The 17,009-nt window shown below is 75.8% G+C and carries 17 protein-coding genes; 6 read left to right on the forward strand and 11 right to left on the reverse strand.

All coding sequences use genetic code 11. The features are described from left to right. Complete coding sequence (locus tag ACFQ8Y_RS11060) at positions 1-903, reverse strand: alpha/beta fold hydrolase (protein ID WP_430585473.1); 903 nt, start codon at positions 901-903, stop codon at positions 1-3. A 51-nt stretch (positions 904-954) separates the two neighbouring features. Continuing rightward, positions 955-1,683 (reverse strand): helix-turn-helix domain-containing protein, encoded by a 729-nt coding sequence (locus tag ACFQ8Y_RS11065; RefSeq protein WP_430551905.1) that lies wholly within the window; start codon positions 1,681-1,683, stop codon positions 955-957. A gap of 101 nt (positions 1,684-1,784) precedes the next feature. On the opposite strand from ACFQ8Y_RS11065, the gene ACFQ8Y_RS11070 reads away from it, so the two are divergent. Further along, positions 1,785-2,624: an alpha/beta fold hydrolase gene (locus tag ACFQ8Y_RS11070; protein WP_430585474.1), complete on the forward strand. Its 840-nt coding sequence runs from the start codon at positions 1,785-1,787 to the stop codon at positions 2,622-2,624. Between the two features lie 29 nt (positions 2,625-2,653). Here ACFQ8Y_RS11070 and ACFQ8Y_RS11075 read toward each other — a convergent pair whose 3' ends face one another. Continuing rightward, positions 2,654-3,457 (reverse strand): sulfite exporter TauE/SafE family protein, encoded by an 804-nt coding sequence (locus ACFQ8Y_RS11075; protein ID WP_430585475.1) that lies wholly within the window; start codon positions 3,455-3,457, stop codon positions 2,654-2,656. Positions 3,458-3,672: 215 nt separating this feature from the next. Between ACFQ8Y_RS11075 and ACFQ8Y_RS11080 the strand changes: the two genes are divergently transcribed. The 3 genes from ACFQ8Y_RS11080 to ACFQ8Y_RS11090 are packed head-to-tail and all read left to right on the forward strand — an operon-like array spanning position 3,673 to position 6,234. Continuing rightward, positions 3,673-4,692 (forward strand): ArsR/SmtB family transcription factor, encoded by a 1,020-nt coding sequence (locus ACFQ8Y_RS11080; RefSeq protein WP_430585476.1) that lies wholly within the window; start codon positions 3,673-3,675, stop codon positions 4,690-4,692. A 54-nt stretch (positions 4,693-4,746) separates the two neighbouring features. Further along, positions 4,747-5,310, forward strand: coding sequence for a GNAT family N-acetyltransferase (locus ACFQ8Y_RS11085; RefSeq protein ID WP_430585477.1), 564 nt, complete (start codon positions 4,747-4,749; stop codon positions 5,308-5,310). 9 nt (positions 5,311-5,319) lie between these two features. Further along, positions 5,320-6,234: an alpha/beta fold hydrolase gene (locus ACFQ8Y_RS11090; protein WP_430585478.1), complete on the forward strand. Its 915-nt coding sequence runs from the start codon at positions 5,320-5,322 to the stop codon at positions 6,232-6,234. A 21-nt stretch (positions 6,235-6,255) separates the two neighbouring features. Here ACFQ8Y_RS11090 and ACFQ8Y_RS11095 read toward each other — a convergent pair whose 3' ends face one another. After that, the gene (locus tag ACFQ8Y_RS11095) at positions 6,256-6,852 is read right to left on the reverse strand and encodes an Lrp/AsnC family transcriptional regulator (RefSeq protein ID WP_430585479.1); all 597 of its coding nucleotides are present in this window, start codon (positions 6,850-6,852) and stop codon (positions 6,256-6,258) included. A gap of 159 nt (positions 6,853-7,011) precedes the next feature. On the opposite strand from ACFQ8Y_RS11095, the gene ald reads away from it, so the two are divergent. Continuing rightward, positions 7,012-8,124, forward strand: a complete 1,113-nt coding sequence (gene ald, locus ACFQ8Y_RS11100) for an alanine dehydrogenase (protein WP_430562495.1) — start codon at positions 7,012-7,014, stop codon at positions 8,122-8,124. Between the two features lie 76 nt (positions 8,125-8,200). Here the strand turns inward: ald and ACFQ8Y_RS11105 are convergent, their stop codons facing one another. The 5 genes from ACFQ8Y_RS11105 to ACFQ8Y_RS11125 form a co-directional block, all read right to left on the reverse strand. Then, complete coding sequence (locus tag ACFQ8Y_RS11105; protein WP_430551913.1) at positions 8,201-9,199, reverse strand: ribonuclease Z; 999 nt, start codon at positions 9,197-9,199, stop codon at positions 8,201-8,203. A gap of 18 nt (positions 9,200-9,217) precedes the next feature. After that, positions 9,218-9,481, reverse strand: a complete 264-nt coding sequence (locus ACFQ8Y_RS11110) for a hypothetical protein (RefSeq protein WP_430585480.1) — start codon at positions 9,479-9,481, stop codon at positions 9,218-9,220. A gap of 75 nt (positions 9,482-9,556) precedes the next feature. Further along, positions 9,557-10,579, reverse strand: coding sequence for a UDP-glucose 4-epimerase GalE (galE, locus tag ACFQ8Y_RS11115; protein WP_430585481.1), 1,023 nt, complete (start codon positions 10,577-10,579; stop codon positions 9,557-9,559). A gap of 90 nt (positions 10,580-10,669) precedes the next feature. Continuing rightward, on the reverse strand, positions 10,670-11,332 hold the full coding sequence (locus ACFQ8Y_RS11120; protein WP_430585482.1) for an FMN reductase: 663 nt from the start codon (positions 11,330-11,332) through the stop codon (positions 10,670-10,672). After that, positions 11,329-12,513, reverse strand: coding sequence for an LLM class flavin-dependent oxidoreductase (locus tag ACFQ8Y_RS11125; RefSeq protein ID WP_430585483.1), 1,185 nt, complete (start codon positions 12,511-12,513; stop codon positions 11,329-11,331). Before ACFQ8Y_RS11125 ends, ACFQ8Y_RS11120 begins: the two co-directional genes overlap by 4 nt. Before the next feature lie 364 nt (positions 12,514-12,877). Here ACFQ8Y_RS11125 and ACFQ8Y_RS11130 point away from each other — a divergent pair, with 364 nt between their 5' ends. Further along, positions 12,878-13,222, forward strand: a complete 345-nt coding sequence (locus ACFQ8Y_RS11130; protein ID WP_079575180.1) for an RNA polymerase-binding protein RbpA — start codon at positions 12,878-12,880, stop codon at positions 13,220-13,222. Between the two features lie 73 nt (positions 13,223-13,295). Here the strand turns inward: ACFQ8Y_RS11130 and lnt are convergent, their stop codons facing one another. Together lnt and ACFQ8Y_RS11140 are read right to left on the reverse strand one after the other, a co-directional pair. Further along, on the reverse strand, positions 13,296-15,116 hold the full coding sequence (gene lnt, locus ACFQ8Y_RS11135) for an apolipoprotein N-acyltransferase (RefSeq protein ID WP_430585484.1): 1,821 nt from the start codon (positions 15,114-15,116) through the stop codon (positions 13,296-13,298). A 126-nt stretch (positions 15,117-15,242) separates the two neighbouring features. Continuing rightward, positions 15,243-16,907, reverse strand: a complete 1,665-nt coding sequence (locus tag ACFQ8Y_RS11140) for an amidohydrolase (RefSeq protein ID WP_430585485.1) — start codon at positions 16,905-16,907, stop codon at positions 15,243-15,245. Positions 16,908-17,009: the final 102 nt, after the last annotated feature.

Here is a 17,009-nt window from a genome sequence, read left to right on the forward strand (position 1 = left end):
TCAGCGCTCCTCGTGCCGGGGCTGCGTGTGCGGGGTCTGCGGGTGCGAGGGCTGGCCGGCGAACGCGCGCAGCTCGGCGGCGAGCACCTCGGGCGTGGTCGTGTGGTCCTCCCCCGGCACGGGCCGCAGGGTGGCGGTCGGCAGGTGCGCGCTGATCGCGCGGGCCGCGGACGCGAGGAACGGCCAGGTGCCGGTGCCGTGCATGACCAGCACGGGGACGTCGACCCGGTCCCACAGGTCCGGGCGCAGCGGCCGGCCCGACATCGCGTCGCCGACCTGCCGGCCGTCGTAGGCGATGGTGGGCGCGACCGCCTCCAGCGCGGACCACGTCTCCGGGTCCTGCCGCACCTCGGCCACCATGTCCGGCGGCAGGCCCACGGCGGCGGTGAGAAACAGCGCGACGGCGTCCCCGGGCCGCCCGGCGGCGACGGCGTCGTCCAGCCGCGCGACGTAGTCCGCGGGCAGCGGCGGCCGGTCGTCGTCGACCACCGCGTTGGGCTCGAACAGCGCGAGACGCGCCACCCGCACGCCCGCCTGGGCGGCGTTCAGCGCGAGGTTGCCGCCGGAGGACCAGGCGAAGACGGTGGTCGCCGGGCTGCCACCGGCGACCTGGTCGATCACCGCCGCGAGGTCCTCGAGCTCCCGCTCGGGGGCGTAGGGCGCGGTGTCCCCGCTCTGCCCGCGGCCCCGGCGGTCGTAGTTGACCACGAGGTACTCGTCGGCCAGCAGCTCGGCCGTCGCGGCGTTCTCCGGGGTGGTGGCGCGATGGGCGGTCGCGCCGTCGATGATGACGATCGGGTCGCCGGAGCCCCACGTCGAGCAGGCGATCGGCGTGCCGTCGGCGGACCTGACGGTGGTCGTGGTCGTGCTGGTGGCCGTCCTGCTGGTCCTGTCGGTGGACACTGCGGTGCCTCCCTGGCGGTCGCTCGCGGCGGGATCCGCGACACGGCCACGCTAGGAGGACGCGGGCTGCTCCGGCTTGTACAGGAGCGACATGGTGTCGGCCGGCGACTCGGCGCGCGCCGCCCGCAGCTGCGTCGCCGTGCGGCCGATGAATCGCCGCAGCGACCGGGCGAGGTGGGGCTGGTCGAAGTAGCCGAGCGCGTGCACGACGTCGAGCGGCGCCGCGCCGTCCCGGAGCAGCACGGCGGCCGTGCGGGCCCGGTCGATCTGCCGGATGGCGCCCTGCGTGAGCCCGGTGGTCGCGGCGACGCGGCGCTGCACGGACCTCGTGCCCACGCGGGCGGCCCCGCCCCGCACGACGTCGTCGACGAGCGGGTCCCGCACGAGCACGCCGGCCCGCACCAGCCGGTCGACGAACGCCTCGGCGTCGTCCGGCCGCGGGATCGGCCACTCCTCGCCGCGCAGGACGAAGCCGTCGGCCGTGACGTGCGGGCTCTCCAGCTCGCCGTCGACGAGGGCCGACGCCGGCAGGTGCGGCATCGTCGCGCCGTGCGCGAACGTGATGCCGAACGAGTCCGAGTCGCCCGCGATCCGGGCCGCCGTGGCCACGGTCTCGGGGCCGCGGACCGCGGCGTGCGTCCGGCGACCGTCGCGCCAGAACACCAGCTCCCAGTGCGACGTCGCGACCGAGGTCATGGTCCCGTCGCCCGACGCGCGGCCGCGCCAGACGCGCGCGACGTAGCGCGAGTCCGAACCGCGGTGGACGCTCTCGACCGGCATGCCGCTCCTTCGACGGGGCCGACCCCGTCCCGCCCCTCAATGTAGCGACGCGCGGGTCGCCACGCGCAGGTGCATGGGCGACCGCCTGCGAGACTGTCCCGGTGAACGCCACCGCCGGGGACTCCCCGCGCCCGCTGCCGCCCCTGGCCCACGACGTCGCCGGCGACCCCGGAGCTCCCGCCGTCGTCCTCCTGCACGCCGGGGTGGCCGACCGGCGCATGTGGGACGCCGTCGTGCCCGCCCTGGCGCACACGTTCCGCGTGGTGCGACCGGACCTGCGGGGCTTCGGCGACTCCCCGCTGCCCACCGGCGGCGCCCCGTACACGAACGCGGGCGACGTCGCCGCCCTGCTGGACCGGCTCGGCGTCCCCGACGCCGCCGTCGTCGGGTCGTCCTTCGGCGGGAAGGTCGCGCTCGAGCTCACGACGGCGCACCCCGGCCGGGTGCGCGAGCTCGTGCTGCTGTGCCCCGCCGCCCCCGGCGTGCCCGACACCGACACGTCCGACGCGTTCGACGCCGAGGAGGCCAGGCTCCTGACCGCGGGGGACGTCGAGGGCGCGGTGCGGCTGAACGTCACGACGTGGCTCGGCCCGGACGCCGACGACGCCGCCGCCGAGACCCTCGCCGTCATGCAGCGGCGTGCGTTCGAGGTGCAGCTCGCCGCCGACGCGGCCGCGAGCGCCGCCGGCCTGCCCGAGCCCGGCCCGGACGGCGTGGACGTGGACCTCGCGGGGATCCGGGTGCCCACGTTCGTCGTCGAGGGGGCGCACGACATGGACGCGCTGCGAGCGTGCGCGCAGCACGTGGCGGCGTCGGTGCCGGGGGCCGAGCTGTCCCTGCTGGAGTGGGCGGGGCACCTGCCGGTGCTGGAGCGGCCCGACGCGATCCTGGCGCTGCTGCTCGACGTGCTGCGCGACGACCCCACGGTGCACGCTCCCTGACCTGCGGTCGACGGCCCGGGCGTCGCGGGTCAGGCGGCGAGCCACTGGTCGTGGGTGATCTTGGCGACGAGGGCGACGACGACGAGCAGCAGGACGGCGCGCACGAACCCCGCGCCGCGGGACAGGGCCGTACGTGCCCCGACGATGCCGCCCGCGACGTTGGCGACGGCCATGCCGGCGCCGAGCAGCCACAGCACGTGCCCGAGCGCGCCGAACAGGGCGAGGGCGCCGAGGTCGCTGCCGATGCTGACCACCTTGGCCATCGCGGAGCCGCGCAGGAAGTCGGTGCCGAGCGCGGTGACGCACAGGGCCACGAGCAGCACGCCCGTGCCGGAGCCGACCACGCCGCTGTAGAACCCGACGCCGCTCGCCCCCACGGCGAGCACGAGCGTGGGCCGCGAGACCGGCCCGCGGCCGGCCGGGGCGGCGGCGTCGGGGGCGTCGGGGGAACGGCCGGGGCGCGCGACGGCGGCCCACCCGCCCACGCCGACGAGGGTGGCCGCCACGACGAGGGTGATGGCCGCGCGCGGCAGGTGGGAGGCGGTGGCGGCGCCGACCATCGCGGTGGGCAGCCCGAGGGCGGCGGCCGCGAGCGCCCGGCGACGGTCGAGGCCGACACGGCGGACGTAGGTGACGGCGGCGCCCGACGTGCCGGTGATCGCGACGAGCTTGTTCGTGCCGAGCACGGTGGCGACGGGCAGCGACGGCAGCGCGAGCATGAGGGCGGGCACCTGCACCAGTCCCCCACCGCCGACGACGGCGTCGAGCCAGCCCGCGGCGAACGCGACGGCGATCAGCAGGCAGGCGGCGGTGGGGTCGACGTGCAGGCCCATGGCTGCTCCTCGGGTGGGGGCGGCTCGGGCGTCCCGGCGATGCCGGGGGTCGCGCCGCCGTACAGGGCAGGCAGAGGGGCGCGACGGGGGCGGCGAGACGGCGCGCGCGGACATTGCGCCTGGACGCAAACAGGGGGTGAACCCGGGTGGCGGGTGCCGGGGGCGACTAGCGTGGGCGGTGGACGACCCCGAGTCGACCCCCGAGGTGGTGGCCCGTGCTCACGATCGACCTGTCGGCGGAGGACCTCACGCGCCTGCGCGCTCCCGGGCGCCCGGACCCGCTGTGGGACACGGTGCTGAGCCTGCACCTGCTGCAGAACCGGCAGGCGGCGCTGGCGTTCGACCCGTGGCGGCGGCAGGTGCGCGCCCGGATCGTGGAGGCGGGCCTGACGACGACGGTCGCGGCGCTCGCGCGCCTGGCGCCGTTCGCGTCGTACTTCCCGGACTTCCTCACCCCGACCCCGGTGGACGGGCCGCGTCCCGACGGCGGCCGCGGGGACGCGGGCATCGAGGCGGCCGCGGACCGGGTGGCGAGCACCCCGCGGCCCCGGCTCGCGCGCGAGCTGGCGATGACGTTCCGCTCGGGGGCGGCGCCCTGGGTGCGGCGCATCGCGGCCGGCGAGGCGGAGGCGATGCGCTGGCTCGCGGGCGCGCTGTGCCGCTATCACGCGCTGGCCGTCGCCCCGTACGCGCCGGTGACCCGCGCGGCGCTCGCGGCCGACCAGGAGGCGCGGGACGCGGCGTTGCGGCGGGGCGGGATGCAGGGGCTGATGGGCAGCTTCGACCCGCTGCTGCGCCGCGAGGGCGGCCGATGGACCGCCTGGTACCCCGTGACGCGGACGCTGCCGCTGCGGGGGCGTCCGCTCACGATGGTGCCGTCGGTGTTCTGCGTGCTGGCGCCGGTGGTGCTCGAGGACGACACGCTGGACCCGGTGCTGGTGTACCCGGTGGACCCGGCGCCGGGGTGGGTGGCCCGCGGGGGCGACGCGGCGGACGAGGGGGTGCAGATCGCGCACCTCATCGGCCCCACGCGGGCGCGGGTCCTGGAGGTGCTGGACACGAGCCGCACGACGACGGAGCTGGCGCGGGTGCTGGACCTCACGCCGGCGACGGCGAGCCGGCACGCGACCGTGCTGCGGGAGGCGGGCCTGGTGTTCTCGGAGCGGCAGGGCAACCGGGTGCTGCACACCCGCACCCGGTTGGGGGACGCGCTGCTGGCCGGCCACGTGGGCTGACGCCCTGGCCTGGTGTGAAACGTCCGCGTCACACGCCGGCGCGAGGATGCGGGGGTGATCATCGCCCCGGAGTCCCCCGCCGCCGCCGACGTGCGCGCGCTGCTGGAGGAGCACCTCGCCGACATGTACGCCACCTCCCCTGCCGAGTCGGTGCACGCCCTCGACCTGAGCGGGCTGCTCGCCCCGTCGGTGACGTTCCTGACGGCGCGCGAGGACGACGGGACGCTGCTGGGGTGCGGTGCGTTGAGCGAGCTCGAGCCGACCACCGCGGCGTCCGGCGGCCGGGGCGAGGTGAAGTCGATGCGCACGGCCCGTCCCGCGCGGGGGCGTGGCGTGGCGGGCGCCGTCCTGGACCGGCTGGTGGCCCTCGCCCGCGAGCGCGGGTACGCGGCGGTGAGCCTGGAGACCGGGCCGCAGGAGTACTTCGCGCCCGCCCGGCGCCTGTACGCGCGGCACGGTTTCGTGCCCTGCGGGCCGTTCGGCGGCTACTCCCCCGACCCGTGCAGCGTGTTCCGCACCCTGGACCTCACCGGCGGGCGCACGGACCAGCTCACGGACCAGCTCACGGACCAGGTCACGGACCAGGTCACGGACGCGCGGGTGGGCCCCGCCGCGTAGCCTCGCGGGATGGCCGACACCCCGACCCGCGACGCGACGGGCACGGAACCCCCGCTGGACCGGCGGTTCGCGTGGCGGGGCCGTGAGGTCGCGTGGACGGCGTTCGGCTCCGGCCCACCGCTGGTGCTCTGCCACGGCACGCCGTGGTCGTCGTGGCTGTGGGAGCCGTACGCCCGCGCCCTGGCCGCCGAGTTCACCGTGCACCTGTGGGACATGCCGGGCTACGGGGCGTCGTCCAAGGACCCCGCGCACGACGTCGACCTCGGGACGCAGGGCGAGCTGTTCGCCGACCTGCTGGAGCACTGGCGGCCCGCCTGGTCCGACGGTGCCGACGGTGCCGACGGGTCCAGCGCTGCCGGCGGGGGCGTGCCGCTGCCGCACGTCGTCGCGCACGACTACGGCGGCGCGGTGAGCCTGCGTGCCGCGCTGCTGCACGGCGCCCGGTACGCGTCGCTGTGCCTCGTGGACGTGGTGGCGCTGCGCCCGTGGGGCTCGCCGTACTTCTCCCTGGTGCGCGAGCACGCCGACGTCTTCGCGGCCGTCCCCGCCGCCGTGCACCGCGGCGCGCTGGAGGCGTACGTGCGCACGGCCGCGCACCGGCCGCTGCGCGAGGAGCACCTGGCCGCGCTCGTCGGCCCGTGGACGGGCCAGGCCGGGCAGGCCGCGTTCTACCGGCAGATCGCCCAGGCCGACGAGCGGTACACCGCCGAGCTCGAGCCGCGGCTGGGCGGCCTCGACGTCCCGGTGCGCGTGCTGTGGGGCGAGGAGGACACGTGGATCCCGCCGGACCGGGCGCGGCGGCTGGCGGACGCGATCCCCGGCGCCGACGCGCGGCTGCTCCCGGGCGCCGGGCACCTGGTGCAGCTCGACGCTCCCGTCGCGCTGGCCGTCGAGCTGCAACGCTGGTTGTCCGCGAACCGCTGACCGTGCGTACCAGGCTGACCGTCAGTACCAGCTCGCCCGCGCGTGCTGGAAGATGAGGTTGGTCTCGGTGAGCGCGACGTCCGGGTCGGTGGACAGGTGCTCGATGACGAACTCGTTCAGGGCGTCGGAGTCCGCCGCGGCGACGTGCACGAAGAAGTCGTGCGCGCCGCCCAGCAGGAAGACGTTCAGCACGCCGGGCAGCTCGGCGAGGCGCTGCAGGTAGCCGCTGAGGCGGGTGCGGGCCGCGCCGCGCATCTGCACCGCGATCATCGCCTGCAGGGGGTGCCCCGTGCGCGCCGGGTCGACGTCCGCGTGGAAGCCGCGGATCACGCCGCGCTCGCGCAGCTGCCGCACCCGCGTCAGGCAGGTGGAGGGGGCGATCCCGGCCCGCGCCGCGAGCGCGTTGTTCGGCAGGCGCGCGTCGTCCGCGAGCGCCGCGAGGAGCCGCTGGTCGACGTCGTCCAGCCGCGCGGGCGCGGGGCCACGCCGCTCCAGGCCCCACGACGGGTCTGGCCGGACCTCCTGCGTGCGGCCGTCCTGGCCGCGCCGGTCCGCGGATCGAACATCCTTCGCTCGAGGCTGCTGTGCGCCGGGCCGAGCCGGGCGTCGTGTCGGCATACTGGCAATCTACCGAAGGATGTACGGATTCGTGGCGCGGGACCGAATCGTCCCGTCAGACTGGGACGTGAGCGGGGTCACACGTCCCGCGCCACGCACCCACCGTTCCCCCGGCCACGAGCCGGGGAACGGTGCCGAGCCACGAAGGCGGGCCCACCCATGCGCATCGGCGTCCCGAAGGAAGTCAAGAACCACGAGTACCGGGTGGCCATCACGCCGGCCGGAGTGCACGAGCTCGTCGCCCGCGGGCACGACGTCGTCGTGGAGGCGGGCGCCGGGGCGGGGTCCGCGATCACCGACGACGAGTACCGCACCGCCGGTGCGGGCGTCGTCGCGGACGCCGACGAGGTGTGGGCCGGCGCCGACACGGTGCTCAAGGTCAAGGAACCGGTCGCGCAGGAGTACCACCGGCTGCGGCCGGGGCTGGTGCTGTTCACCTACCTGCACCTCGCGGCCGACAAGGCGCTCACCGAGGAGCTGCTGGCCCGCGACGTGACGGCCGTCGCGTACGAGACGGTGCAGACCCCCGACGGGCGGCTGCCGCTGCTGGCCCCCATGTCGGAGGTCGCGGGGCGGCTCGCCCCGCAGGTCGGGGCCGCGACCCTGCTGCGGGCCGCGGGCGGGCGCGGCGTCCTGCTCGGCGGGGTGCCCGGCGTGCCCGCCGGGCACGTGGTGGTCATCGGCGCGGGCGTCTCGGGCATGAACGCCGCCCGGATCGCGGTCGGGCTCGGCGCGCGCGTCACCCTCCTGGACACCAGCGCGGACGCGCTCAAGGCCGCCGACCGGGAGCTCGGCGGACGCGTGCAGACCCTCGCCTCGAACAAGCTCACCCTCACCGAGGCCGTGCTCGAGGCGGACTTGGTGGTCGGGGCCGTCCTGGTCCCCGGCGCGAAGGCGCCCGTGCTGGTGGCGAACGACGTCGTGGCACGCATGCGGCCGGGCGCCGTCCTCGTGGACATCGCGATCGACCAGGGCGGCTGCTTCGAGGACTCCCGCCCCACGACGCACGCCGACCCCACGTTCCGGGTGCACGACACGGTCTTCTACTGCGTGGCGAACATGCCCGGCGCCGTGCCGCGCACCTCCACGTACGCGCTGACGAACGTGACGCTGCCGTACGCCGTGGCGCTCGCGGACCACGGCTGGCGCGAGGCCCTGCGCCGCGACCCGGTGCTCGCGCACGGCCTCAACGTGCACGCCGGCGCCGTCACCAACGCGGGGGTCGCGGAGGCGCACTCCCTCGACCACGTGGACGTCGCCGCCGTCCTCTGAGCCTCCCGCGCCGGTCCGATCGTGGTGGGCGCAGCGTCAGGGCGAGGCCGGGGTCGAGGCCGGGGTCAGGGCGAGGTCAGGGGCGGTGGCGCGGCGGGAGCGGGACGCGGTCGAGGTCGGCCGCGACGGTGAGGCCGCCGTCGAACACCTCGCGCGCCTCGCGCTCGAACGCGGCGGGCAGCTCGTCGGGCACGCGGTAGCGCTGGGAGAAGTGCGTGAGCACGAGGTGGCGTACGCCGGCTCGGGCGGCGACGATCGCGGCCTGCCGGCAGGTGAGGTGCGCCCAGCGGGCGGCCAGGTCGGCGTCCCGGTGCAGGAACGTCGACTCGACGACCAGCAGGTCCACGCCGTCGGCGAGCTCCCCCACCGCGTCGCACAGCCGGGTGTCCATGACGAACGCGACCGACTGCCCGCGCCGCGGCGCGGACACCGCCTGGCGGCGCACGGTGCGGCCGTCGTCGAGGACCAGGACGCCGTCGCGCAGCAGCCGCCCCACCGCCGGGCCCGGCGGGACGCCCGCGGCCGCGAGCGCCGCCGGGTCCAGGGAGACGCCGTCCGGCTCGTCCAGGCGGTAGCCGACGGTGTCGACGCGGTGGTCCAGCGGGCGGGCGGTGAGCGTCGGGGCGTCGGGACCGGCGCCGCGTTCGCCGTCCACGCGGGGCAGGGTCACGACCTGGTCCTCGCCCCGGCGGGCGCCGGAGGTGGCGGGGAAGGCCACGGGCTGCAGGGCGACCCGTTCGTGGTGGTCGTAGGCGCTCGCGTCGAGCAGGTGGCGCACCCACGGCTCGCCGGAGGCGGGGAAGGAGATCGGCACGGTGTGGCGCACCTGGTCCCCCGACAGGCGCTGCGTGACGCCGGCCAGGCCGAGGGAGTGGTCGCCGTGCAGGTGGGTGATCGCGATGCGGGTGAGGTCGGTGGCGGACACGCCCGCGAACGTCATCTGCCGCTGCGTGCCCTCGCCCGGGTCGAACAGGACCGCCGCCTCGTCGAAGAACAGGACGTACCCGTTGTGGTTGCGCGTGCGGGTGGGCACCATGCTCGCCGTGCCGAGCACGACCAGCTCACGTCGTGACACGTCGGGACGCGCCGGCGCTCAGCGGCCCAGGGCGCGCCCGACCACGCGCACCAGGCCCGTGGTCACGTGCTGCACGGGCCGCCACAGGTCGCGGTCGAACACCGCCGTGCGAGTCACCGGGCCGCGGCGCAGCCGCCCCGCGAGCCGGTGCGCCGACGGGGTGCTCGGCGCCGGCGCGGCGGGCGCGGGCTTCAGCGACGGCAGGCCCGCGAGCACGGAGGGCCGGTAGCGGGCACCCGGGTCCCACCGCAGGTCGGTCCGCTCGCTCGCGTGGTCGGGCATGGGGTCATCCTCGCCCGCCCCCGGGGGACCCGCAAGAGTGCGCCGGGGTGGTGCCGACGGGCGAGCTGGGCCGGGTCAGGCGCCGGGGAAGCCGCGGGGGTTCTCGGACTGCCAGCGCCAGGTGTCGGCGCACATGTCGTCGATCGTCTTGACCGCGCGCCACCCGAGCTCGGTCTGCGCCCGCGTCGGGTCGGCCCAGAAGGCGGCGAGGTCGCCCGCACGGCGCGGCCCGACCTCGTAGGGCAGCTCGCGGCCCACGGCCCGCTCGAACGCGTGCAGCATCTGCAGCACGGACGTGCCGGTCCCGGTGCCGAGGTTGAAGGCACGCACGGGCTCGGCCATCGCGTCCAGGTGGTCCAGCGCGGCCACGTGCCCCGCGGCGAGGTCCTCGACGTGCAGGTAGTCGCGCTCGCACGTGCCGTCGGCCGTCGGGTAGTCGTCGCCGAACACGACGAGCTTGTCGCGCTTGCCGACGGCGACCTGCGCGAGGAACGGCATGAGGTTGTTCGGGATGCCCTGCGGGTCCTCCCCGATCTGCCCCGACGGGTGCGCGCCCACCGGGTTGAAGTACCGCAGCAGCGCGACCTTGAGCCCGCCGACGGCGACCGCGGCGTCGGCCATGATGCGCTCGATCATCACCTTCGTCTGCCCGTACGGGGACGACGACGACAGGTACTCGTAGTCCTCGCGGTAGGGCACGGGCGCCTTCTCCCCGTACACGGTCGCCGAGGAGGAGAACACCAGGCGCGGGACGTCGTGGCGGCGCATCGCCTCCAGCAGCGAGAGCGTGGAGTCGAGGTTGTTGCGGTAGTACTCCAGCGGCTTGGCCACGGACTCGCCCACCGCCTTGAAGCCGGCGAAGTGCACGACGGCGTCGAACTTCTCGTGCGCGAACAGGAGCTCGGTCTTCTCCGCGTCCGTGAGGTCGATCGCGTGCACCGGCACGTGCGCCCCGGACAGCGACTCCAGGCGGCCCATCACCGTGGGCTTGCTGTTGGAGAAGTCGTCCACCACGACGACGTCGTGCCCGGAGGCCACGAGGGACAGGACGGTGTGGGAGCCGATGTACCCGGCGCCGCCGGAGACGAGAACGCGCATGGGCCCAGCCTAGGGCGTCGGGCCCCGTCGTCGGACGGGCGTCCGCACCCCGGGCCGGGCCCGTGCGCGCTCCCGATCGGCCTGGTCGGGTCAGCTGCCGCCGAGCAGCTCCGTGAAGCTCGGCGTCGCGGCGAACGGGTCGACCGGGCCGTCGTTCTCGCGGCGCGCCACCCGCTGCGCCAGGTCGCGCCCGGCGCGGGCGATCCGCTTCGGCAGGCCGGCGCCCGGGTCGTCGGCGCTCGCGGCCCAGTCGTCGGTGGCGGCGAACACGCTGGTCGGCACGACGTCCGCGCGCAGGTAGGTGAACAGCGGCCGCATCGTGTACTCCAACGCCAGGGAGTGGCGGGCGGTGCCGCCCGTGGCGCCGAGCAGGACCGGCATGCCGGTCACCGAGTCGGGGTCGACGACGTCCCAGAAGGACTTGAACAGCCCCGAGTAGCTCGTGGTGAACACGGGCGAGACGGCGATGAGCCCGTCCGCGCCGGTCACGGTCTCCAGCGCCCGGGCCAGGTCGCCGGTCGGGAACCGGGTGAGCATCGCGTCGACGACGGCGTGCGCGAGGTCGCGCAGCTCGATCGTCTCCACCCGGACCGTGTGACCGGCGTCCTCCAGCTCCCGCACGGTGGCGTCCGCGAGCCGGTCGGCCAGCAGGCGCGTCGACGACGGCTGGGACAGGCCCGCCGAGACGACGGCGAGCGTGCGCTCGCCGGCCGTGCCGGGCAGCGACCCGGCGGGGGTGAACGGGGTGGTCATGCGCGTGCCTCCTGCGATCCGGCGGGCTGGGTGCCCTCGGCAACGGTACCGGTGTACGGGTCCGAGGTGTCGCCGACGTGGGTGGCGCCGGCCTCGCCCGCCGCGCGGGCGGCGGCCACGCGCTCGGCGTGCGTCGGCGGGTTCAGCGGGACGTCGTCGGCGGGGCGCTTGGCCTCGACGATCTTGCGCAGCTCGGGCACGACCTCCTCGCCGAGCAGGTCGATCTGCTCGAGCACGGTCTTCAGCGGCAGGCCCGCGTGGTCCACGAGGAACAGCTGGCGCTGGTAGTAGCCCACCTCGTCGACGAACGACGCGTACCGGTCGATGACCTGCTGCGGCGAGCCGACCGTCAGCGGCGTCTCGCGCGTGAAGTCCTCCATCGACGGGCCGTGCCCGTACACGGGGGCCTCGTCGAAGTAGGGCCGGAACTCGTTCCACGCGTCCTGCGACCGCTTGCGCATGAACACCTGCCCGCCGAGCCCGACGATCGCCTGGTCGGCACGCCCGTGCCCGTAGTGCTCGAACCGCTGCCGGTAGAAGCGCACCATCTGCCGGGTGTGGTGCATCGGCCAGAAGATGTTGTTGTGCAGGAACCCGTCGCCGTAGAACGCGGCCTGCTCGGCGATCTCGGGGCTGCGGATCGAGCCGTGCCACACGAACGGCGGCACGCCGTCCAGCGGCCGCGGGGTGGAGGTGAAGCCCTGCAGCGGGGTGCGGAACTTGCCCTCCCAGTCCACGACGTCCTCGGTCCACAGGCGGCGCAGCAGCGCGTAGTTCTCGATCGCGAGCGGGATGCCCTGGCGGATGTCCTGCCCGAACCACGGGTACACGGGGCCGGTGTTGCCGCGGCCCATCATGAGGTCCATGCGCCCGTCGGAGATGACCTGGAGCATCGCGTACTCCTCGGCGAGACGCACCGGGTCGTTCGTCGTGATCAGCGTGGTCGCCGTCGACAGGGTGATGTGCTTCGTGAAGCCGGCCAGGTAGCCGAGCATCGTCGTGGGCGACGACGCCACGAACGGCGGGTTGTGGTGCTCGCCGGTGGCGAAGACGTCCAGGCCCGCCTCGTCGGCGTGCCGCGCGATGGTGAGCATGTCGCGCACCCGCTCGGTGTCGTCCGGGGTGTGGCCCGTCGTGGGGTCGGTGGTGACGTCGCTGACGGAGAAGATTCCGAACTGCACGGCTGCGCTCCCTGCTCGTGGACTCTGCGGTGGAGCCTGGACCGAGGTCCAGGTCCATGCATTTGCATGTACATGCCGGTGAACCGCGGCCCTGGCCCGGTTGTTCCCGGCCCTGACCCCGGGGGGCGCGTGACGTCGCGCACAAAGGGTGCCCGCAGGGCGGTCTCGAGTTGCGCACGGCGCGCCGACTGGCCAGCCTGGGTGCAACCGTCACGTCCACCGCCATCCTGTCCGACCGTTCTCCCGGTCCGCGGCACCGGGTGTGGACCGTGCTTCACGGGACCTTCACGGCCCGCCGGAACATCCCCCGGCAGGGCCGCGTTGGAACCTCAGGCCCCTTCCCACCGACCTCCAGGAGGACGACATGCCCGACCGGTCCCTGCGCGGCATGAGCATCGGCAGCAAGAGCATGGAGTCCGACGAGGGCGTGGACTTCGCCCCGCGGTTCCAGGCCCACTACGACTGCCCCAACGGTCACACCATCATCCTCCCCTTCTCCACCGAGGCCGAGGTGCCGCCGGTGTGGGAGTGCCGGTGCGGCGAGGAGGCGCTCCTGCGCGACGCCGAGCGCCCCGAGGTGAAGCCCGGCAAGCCGCAGCGCACCCACTGGGACATGCTGCTCGAGCGCCGCACCGTCGCCGAGCTGGAGGAGCTCCTCGACGAGCGCCTCGAGCTGCTGCGCGCCGGCAAGCTGCGCCGCAGCGCCTGACGCGGACGATCACGAAGGGCGGGCACCCCACCGGGTGCCCGCCCTTCGTCGTCCCCCGCCGTCAGCCGCGCCGTCAGCCGCGCCGCGCCCGGGCCGCGGACACGATCCCCCCGACGACGAGGACGACCGCCGCCGCACCCACGGCCCAGCCGGGCCAATATCCCGCCCGCACCGCCGGCGTCAGCTCCGTGCGCAGCGGCAGGTCCGCCACCCAGTGGTCGGGCGTGAACAGCTGCGTGCGCGCCACGAGCGTCCCGTCCGGCGCGACGACGCCGCTCACCCCCACCGTGGAGACCTGCACCGCCGCCCGGCCCGTCGTGATCGCCTGCAGCCGCGTCATCGCGAGCTGCTGCGTGGACTCCGCCGTGTAGCCGAACGACGCGTTGTTCGTCGGCACCACCAGCACCTGCGCGCCCCGCTGCACCGCGTCCCGCACGATCTCGTCGTACGCCACCTCGAAGCAGATCACGGTCGCCATCGGCACCGTCGACTCCCCCGTGCCGTGCCCGATCGCCGCGCCGTCGACCGGCAGGTCGACCACCGCAGGCTCCGTGCCGGGGATCATGTCCGTCGTCACGCGGTCCACCTGCGAGCTGAACAGGCGCACGAACCCGCGGATCGGGATGTACTCCCCGAACGGCGCCGGGTGCTGCTTCGCGTACCGCTGGGTGACCCCCTCGCCCGGCTCCCACAGCAGCGCCACGTTGTACCGCCCGCCGGTGTCCGGCCACTCCTGCGCGCCCACGAGGATCGGCGCGCCCACCGCCGTCGCCGCGTCGTCGATCGCCGCGCCCACCTCCGGCGTCGTCTGCGGGTCCAGGTCCGAGCCGTTCTCCGGCCACAGCACCACGTCGACGGCGTCGCCCGGCTCGTCGCCGAACGCGCCCGCCGCCTGCTCGTCCGCGATCGCGTACGTGCCGTCCAGGTGGTTGTTCAGCACCTCCGCGCGGTTCGCGAACGACCCCTCCCCCGGCTCGGACACGTTGCCCTGCACCGCCCCGGCGCGCAGCACGCCCGCCTCGGCCGTGCCCGTGCCCGCGTCGACGACCGTGCCCGCGCGGCCCGGGTCGTCGGCGTCCGTCACCTCGCGCGTGCCCGGGTCGTGCGCCAGCGGCAGCAGCAGCGGCACGACGACGAGGGCGGCCGCGGCGACGACGAACGCGCCGGCGCTCGCGGCCGACCGTGCCCGCCGTCGGGCGTCCCGCCACGGCGTGCGCAGCAGGCGCCCGACCGCGAGCGCGAGCAGCACGCCCGCCACCGCGACGAGCAGGGACACGAGGGTGGTGCCGCCCAGCCAGGCGGCGCGCCCCGTCGGCGCGCCGGCCATCGCCCACGCGAGGCGGCCCCACGGGAAGCCGCCGAACGGGATCTCGGAGCGCCACTGCTCCACCGCGACGAAGACGACCGCGAACACGGCGGCCTGCGCGACGGCGTGCCGGCGCACCCAGCGCCACCGGCGCGCCCACGTCCACAGCGCCCCGAACGCGGCGAGGAACAGGGTCTCCAGCACGGACAGCGCCACCCAGGGCACCGTGTCCGTGGCGAAGTTCGCCCACCAGATGTGCGGGAGCCAGAAGGTCAGTCCGGTGACGAGGCCGACGAGGAAGTTCCAGCCGGCCGCCCGGCGGCCCTCACGGCGCAGCGCGGCGAACAGCAGCGCGACGCCGACGAACGCGAGCGCCCACGCCCCGACGTCCGGGAACGACGCCCACAGCGCGGCTCCGGACGCCACCGCGAGCAGCAGGGTCGCGGGGCGGCTCGCCCACCGGTCGGCCGGCGTCGTCGCGCGTGGCACGGCGCCCTCGTCACGGCTCTCGTCACGGCCGTCCTCGACGCCGGGGGCGGCTCCCCCGTCGGAGGGCTCTTCGACCGGGCTGGGGCTCACGTGCGACACCCCCGCAGGGTACGTGACCGCGGGCCGTCGTCAGGCCGCCCGGCGCCCTTCGAGCATGCGATCGGTTTCGGGAACCGGCCGGTTGTCGCGACGGATCGCGTGCTCGAAGGCATCTCCCGGTCCGGGTCAGTCGAAGGTGTCGTGCAGGACGACGCCGTCGCGCACGGTCTGCAGGCACACGGGGTCGGGCTCACCCTCGGACAGGTCGGGCAGGAGCGGCTGACCGGCGCGCGCCTCCGGGTTCCACGCCGACAGGCGGTCGCCGGGCGCCTGGACGGACAGGGTGTCCGCGCGCCAGACCGCCAGGTGTGCGGGCGCGCCGACGCGCAGCTCGCCCGCGCCGGTGTGGTCCAGCCCGGCGAGCCGCCACCCGCCGCGGGTGTGGGCGCGGAACGCGGCCCGCGCGGAGATGCGCTGCATAGTGTCCTCGTGGGTGAGGGTGGCGCGCACCGCCTGCCACGGGTCGAGCGGAGTGACGGGGGTGTCGGAGCCGAACGCGAGCGGCACGCCCGCCCCGGCGAGGTCCGCGAACGGGGACAGGGTCGACGCGCGCCCCGGACCGAGCCGCGTCGCGTACATGCCGAGGCTGCCGCCCCAGGCGGCGTCGAACGCGGGCTGCACGGACAGCGCCACCCCGTACAGCAGCAGCGCGGCGAGGGCGGACGCGTCCACGAACAGGGCGTGCTCGAGGCGGTGGTGGCCGGAGCGCAGCAGGCTCGCGCCGTGCTCGGTCGCGGCGAGCTCCAGCCCGCGCACCACCTCGTCCATGGCACGGTCGCCGATGACGTGGAACCCGCCCTGCGTGCCCGCGGTCGAGCAGGCGGCCAGGTGCGCGGCGATGTCCTCGCCCGTGAGGAAGAGGCGGCCCGTGGGCTCGGCGGCGCCCGGCGCGGCGAGCAGGTCGCTGTACGGGTGGCGCAGCGCCGCGGTGCGCGAGCCGATCGACCCGTCCGCGCACAGGTCACCGGCGATGCCGGTGAGGAACGGCAGCTCGGCGAGCATCTGGCGCGCGTCGTCGGCCGTCGCGCACAGCTCGCCCCGGTACGCGACGACGTGCGGCAGCCCGCCCGCCGGGTCCGCGGTGAGCGCCACGAGCTCCGCGAGCCCCTCGCGGGTGTCCATGGTGGGCTCGCTCATCTCGTGCACGCCGACGATGCCGCGGGCGGCGGCGTCCGCGAGGGCGCGCCGGTACGCGCGGGTGCGGCGCGCGGGCGAGACCTGCCGCACGGCGGCGGCCGCGGCGTGGTGGGCGTCGGAGGTGACCATCCCGGACGCCTCCCAGCCGAGGGTCCGGTCGAGGCCCGCCGCGCGGGCGAACGACCCGGACACGACGGCAGAGTGGCCGTCGACCCGTGCCGCGTACACGCGCCGCCCGCCGCAGGCGGCGTCGACCTCGTCGGCCGTGGGGGCGCGCCGCTCGGGCCAGGTCTGCTCGTCCCACCCGAACGCGAGGAGCACCTCCTCGCCGCCCGGGTCGGCGGCGTCCAGCTCGCGCGCGCCCCGGGCGAGGGCGTCGAGCGCCGCGGCGAGCGACGTCACCCCGCCGGCGGCGGTGAGGTCGACGGACCCGGCCGCCAGGCCGGTCTCCAGCAGGTGGACGTGCGCGTCGACGAACCCGGGGGCCACGAGCGCGCCGTCCAGGTCGATCACGCGGTCCGCGCGGGCCGCGAGGCCGGCGGCGGTGTCCTCGGCGCCGAGCCAGGTCACGACGCCGTCGTCGACGAGCAGGGCCTCGGCGAACGGGTCGGCGGGCGAGTGGACGACTCCGTTGCGGTACAGGGTGGACGTCACGGCCTGCACTCTATGGCACCGCCCCGGGCGGGCGCCCACCGCACCCCCACACCGGCCGCACGGATTCCTCACATCCGCACAAGCCGGCAGCGGGTCGCCGCC

Source organism: Isoptericola sp. NPDC056605 (genome assembly GCF_042792795.1).
In the GTDB taxonomy this organism is placed as follows: Bacteria; Actinomycetota; Actinomycetes; order Actinomycetales; family Cellulomonadaceae; genus Isoptericola.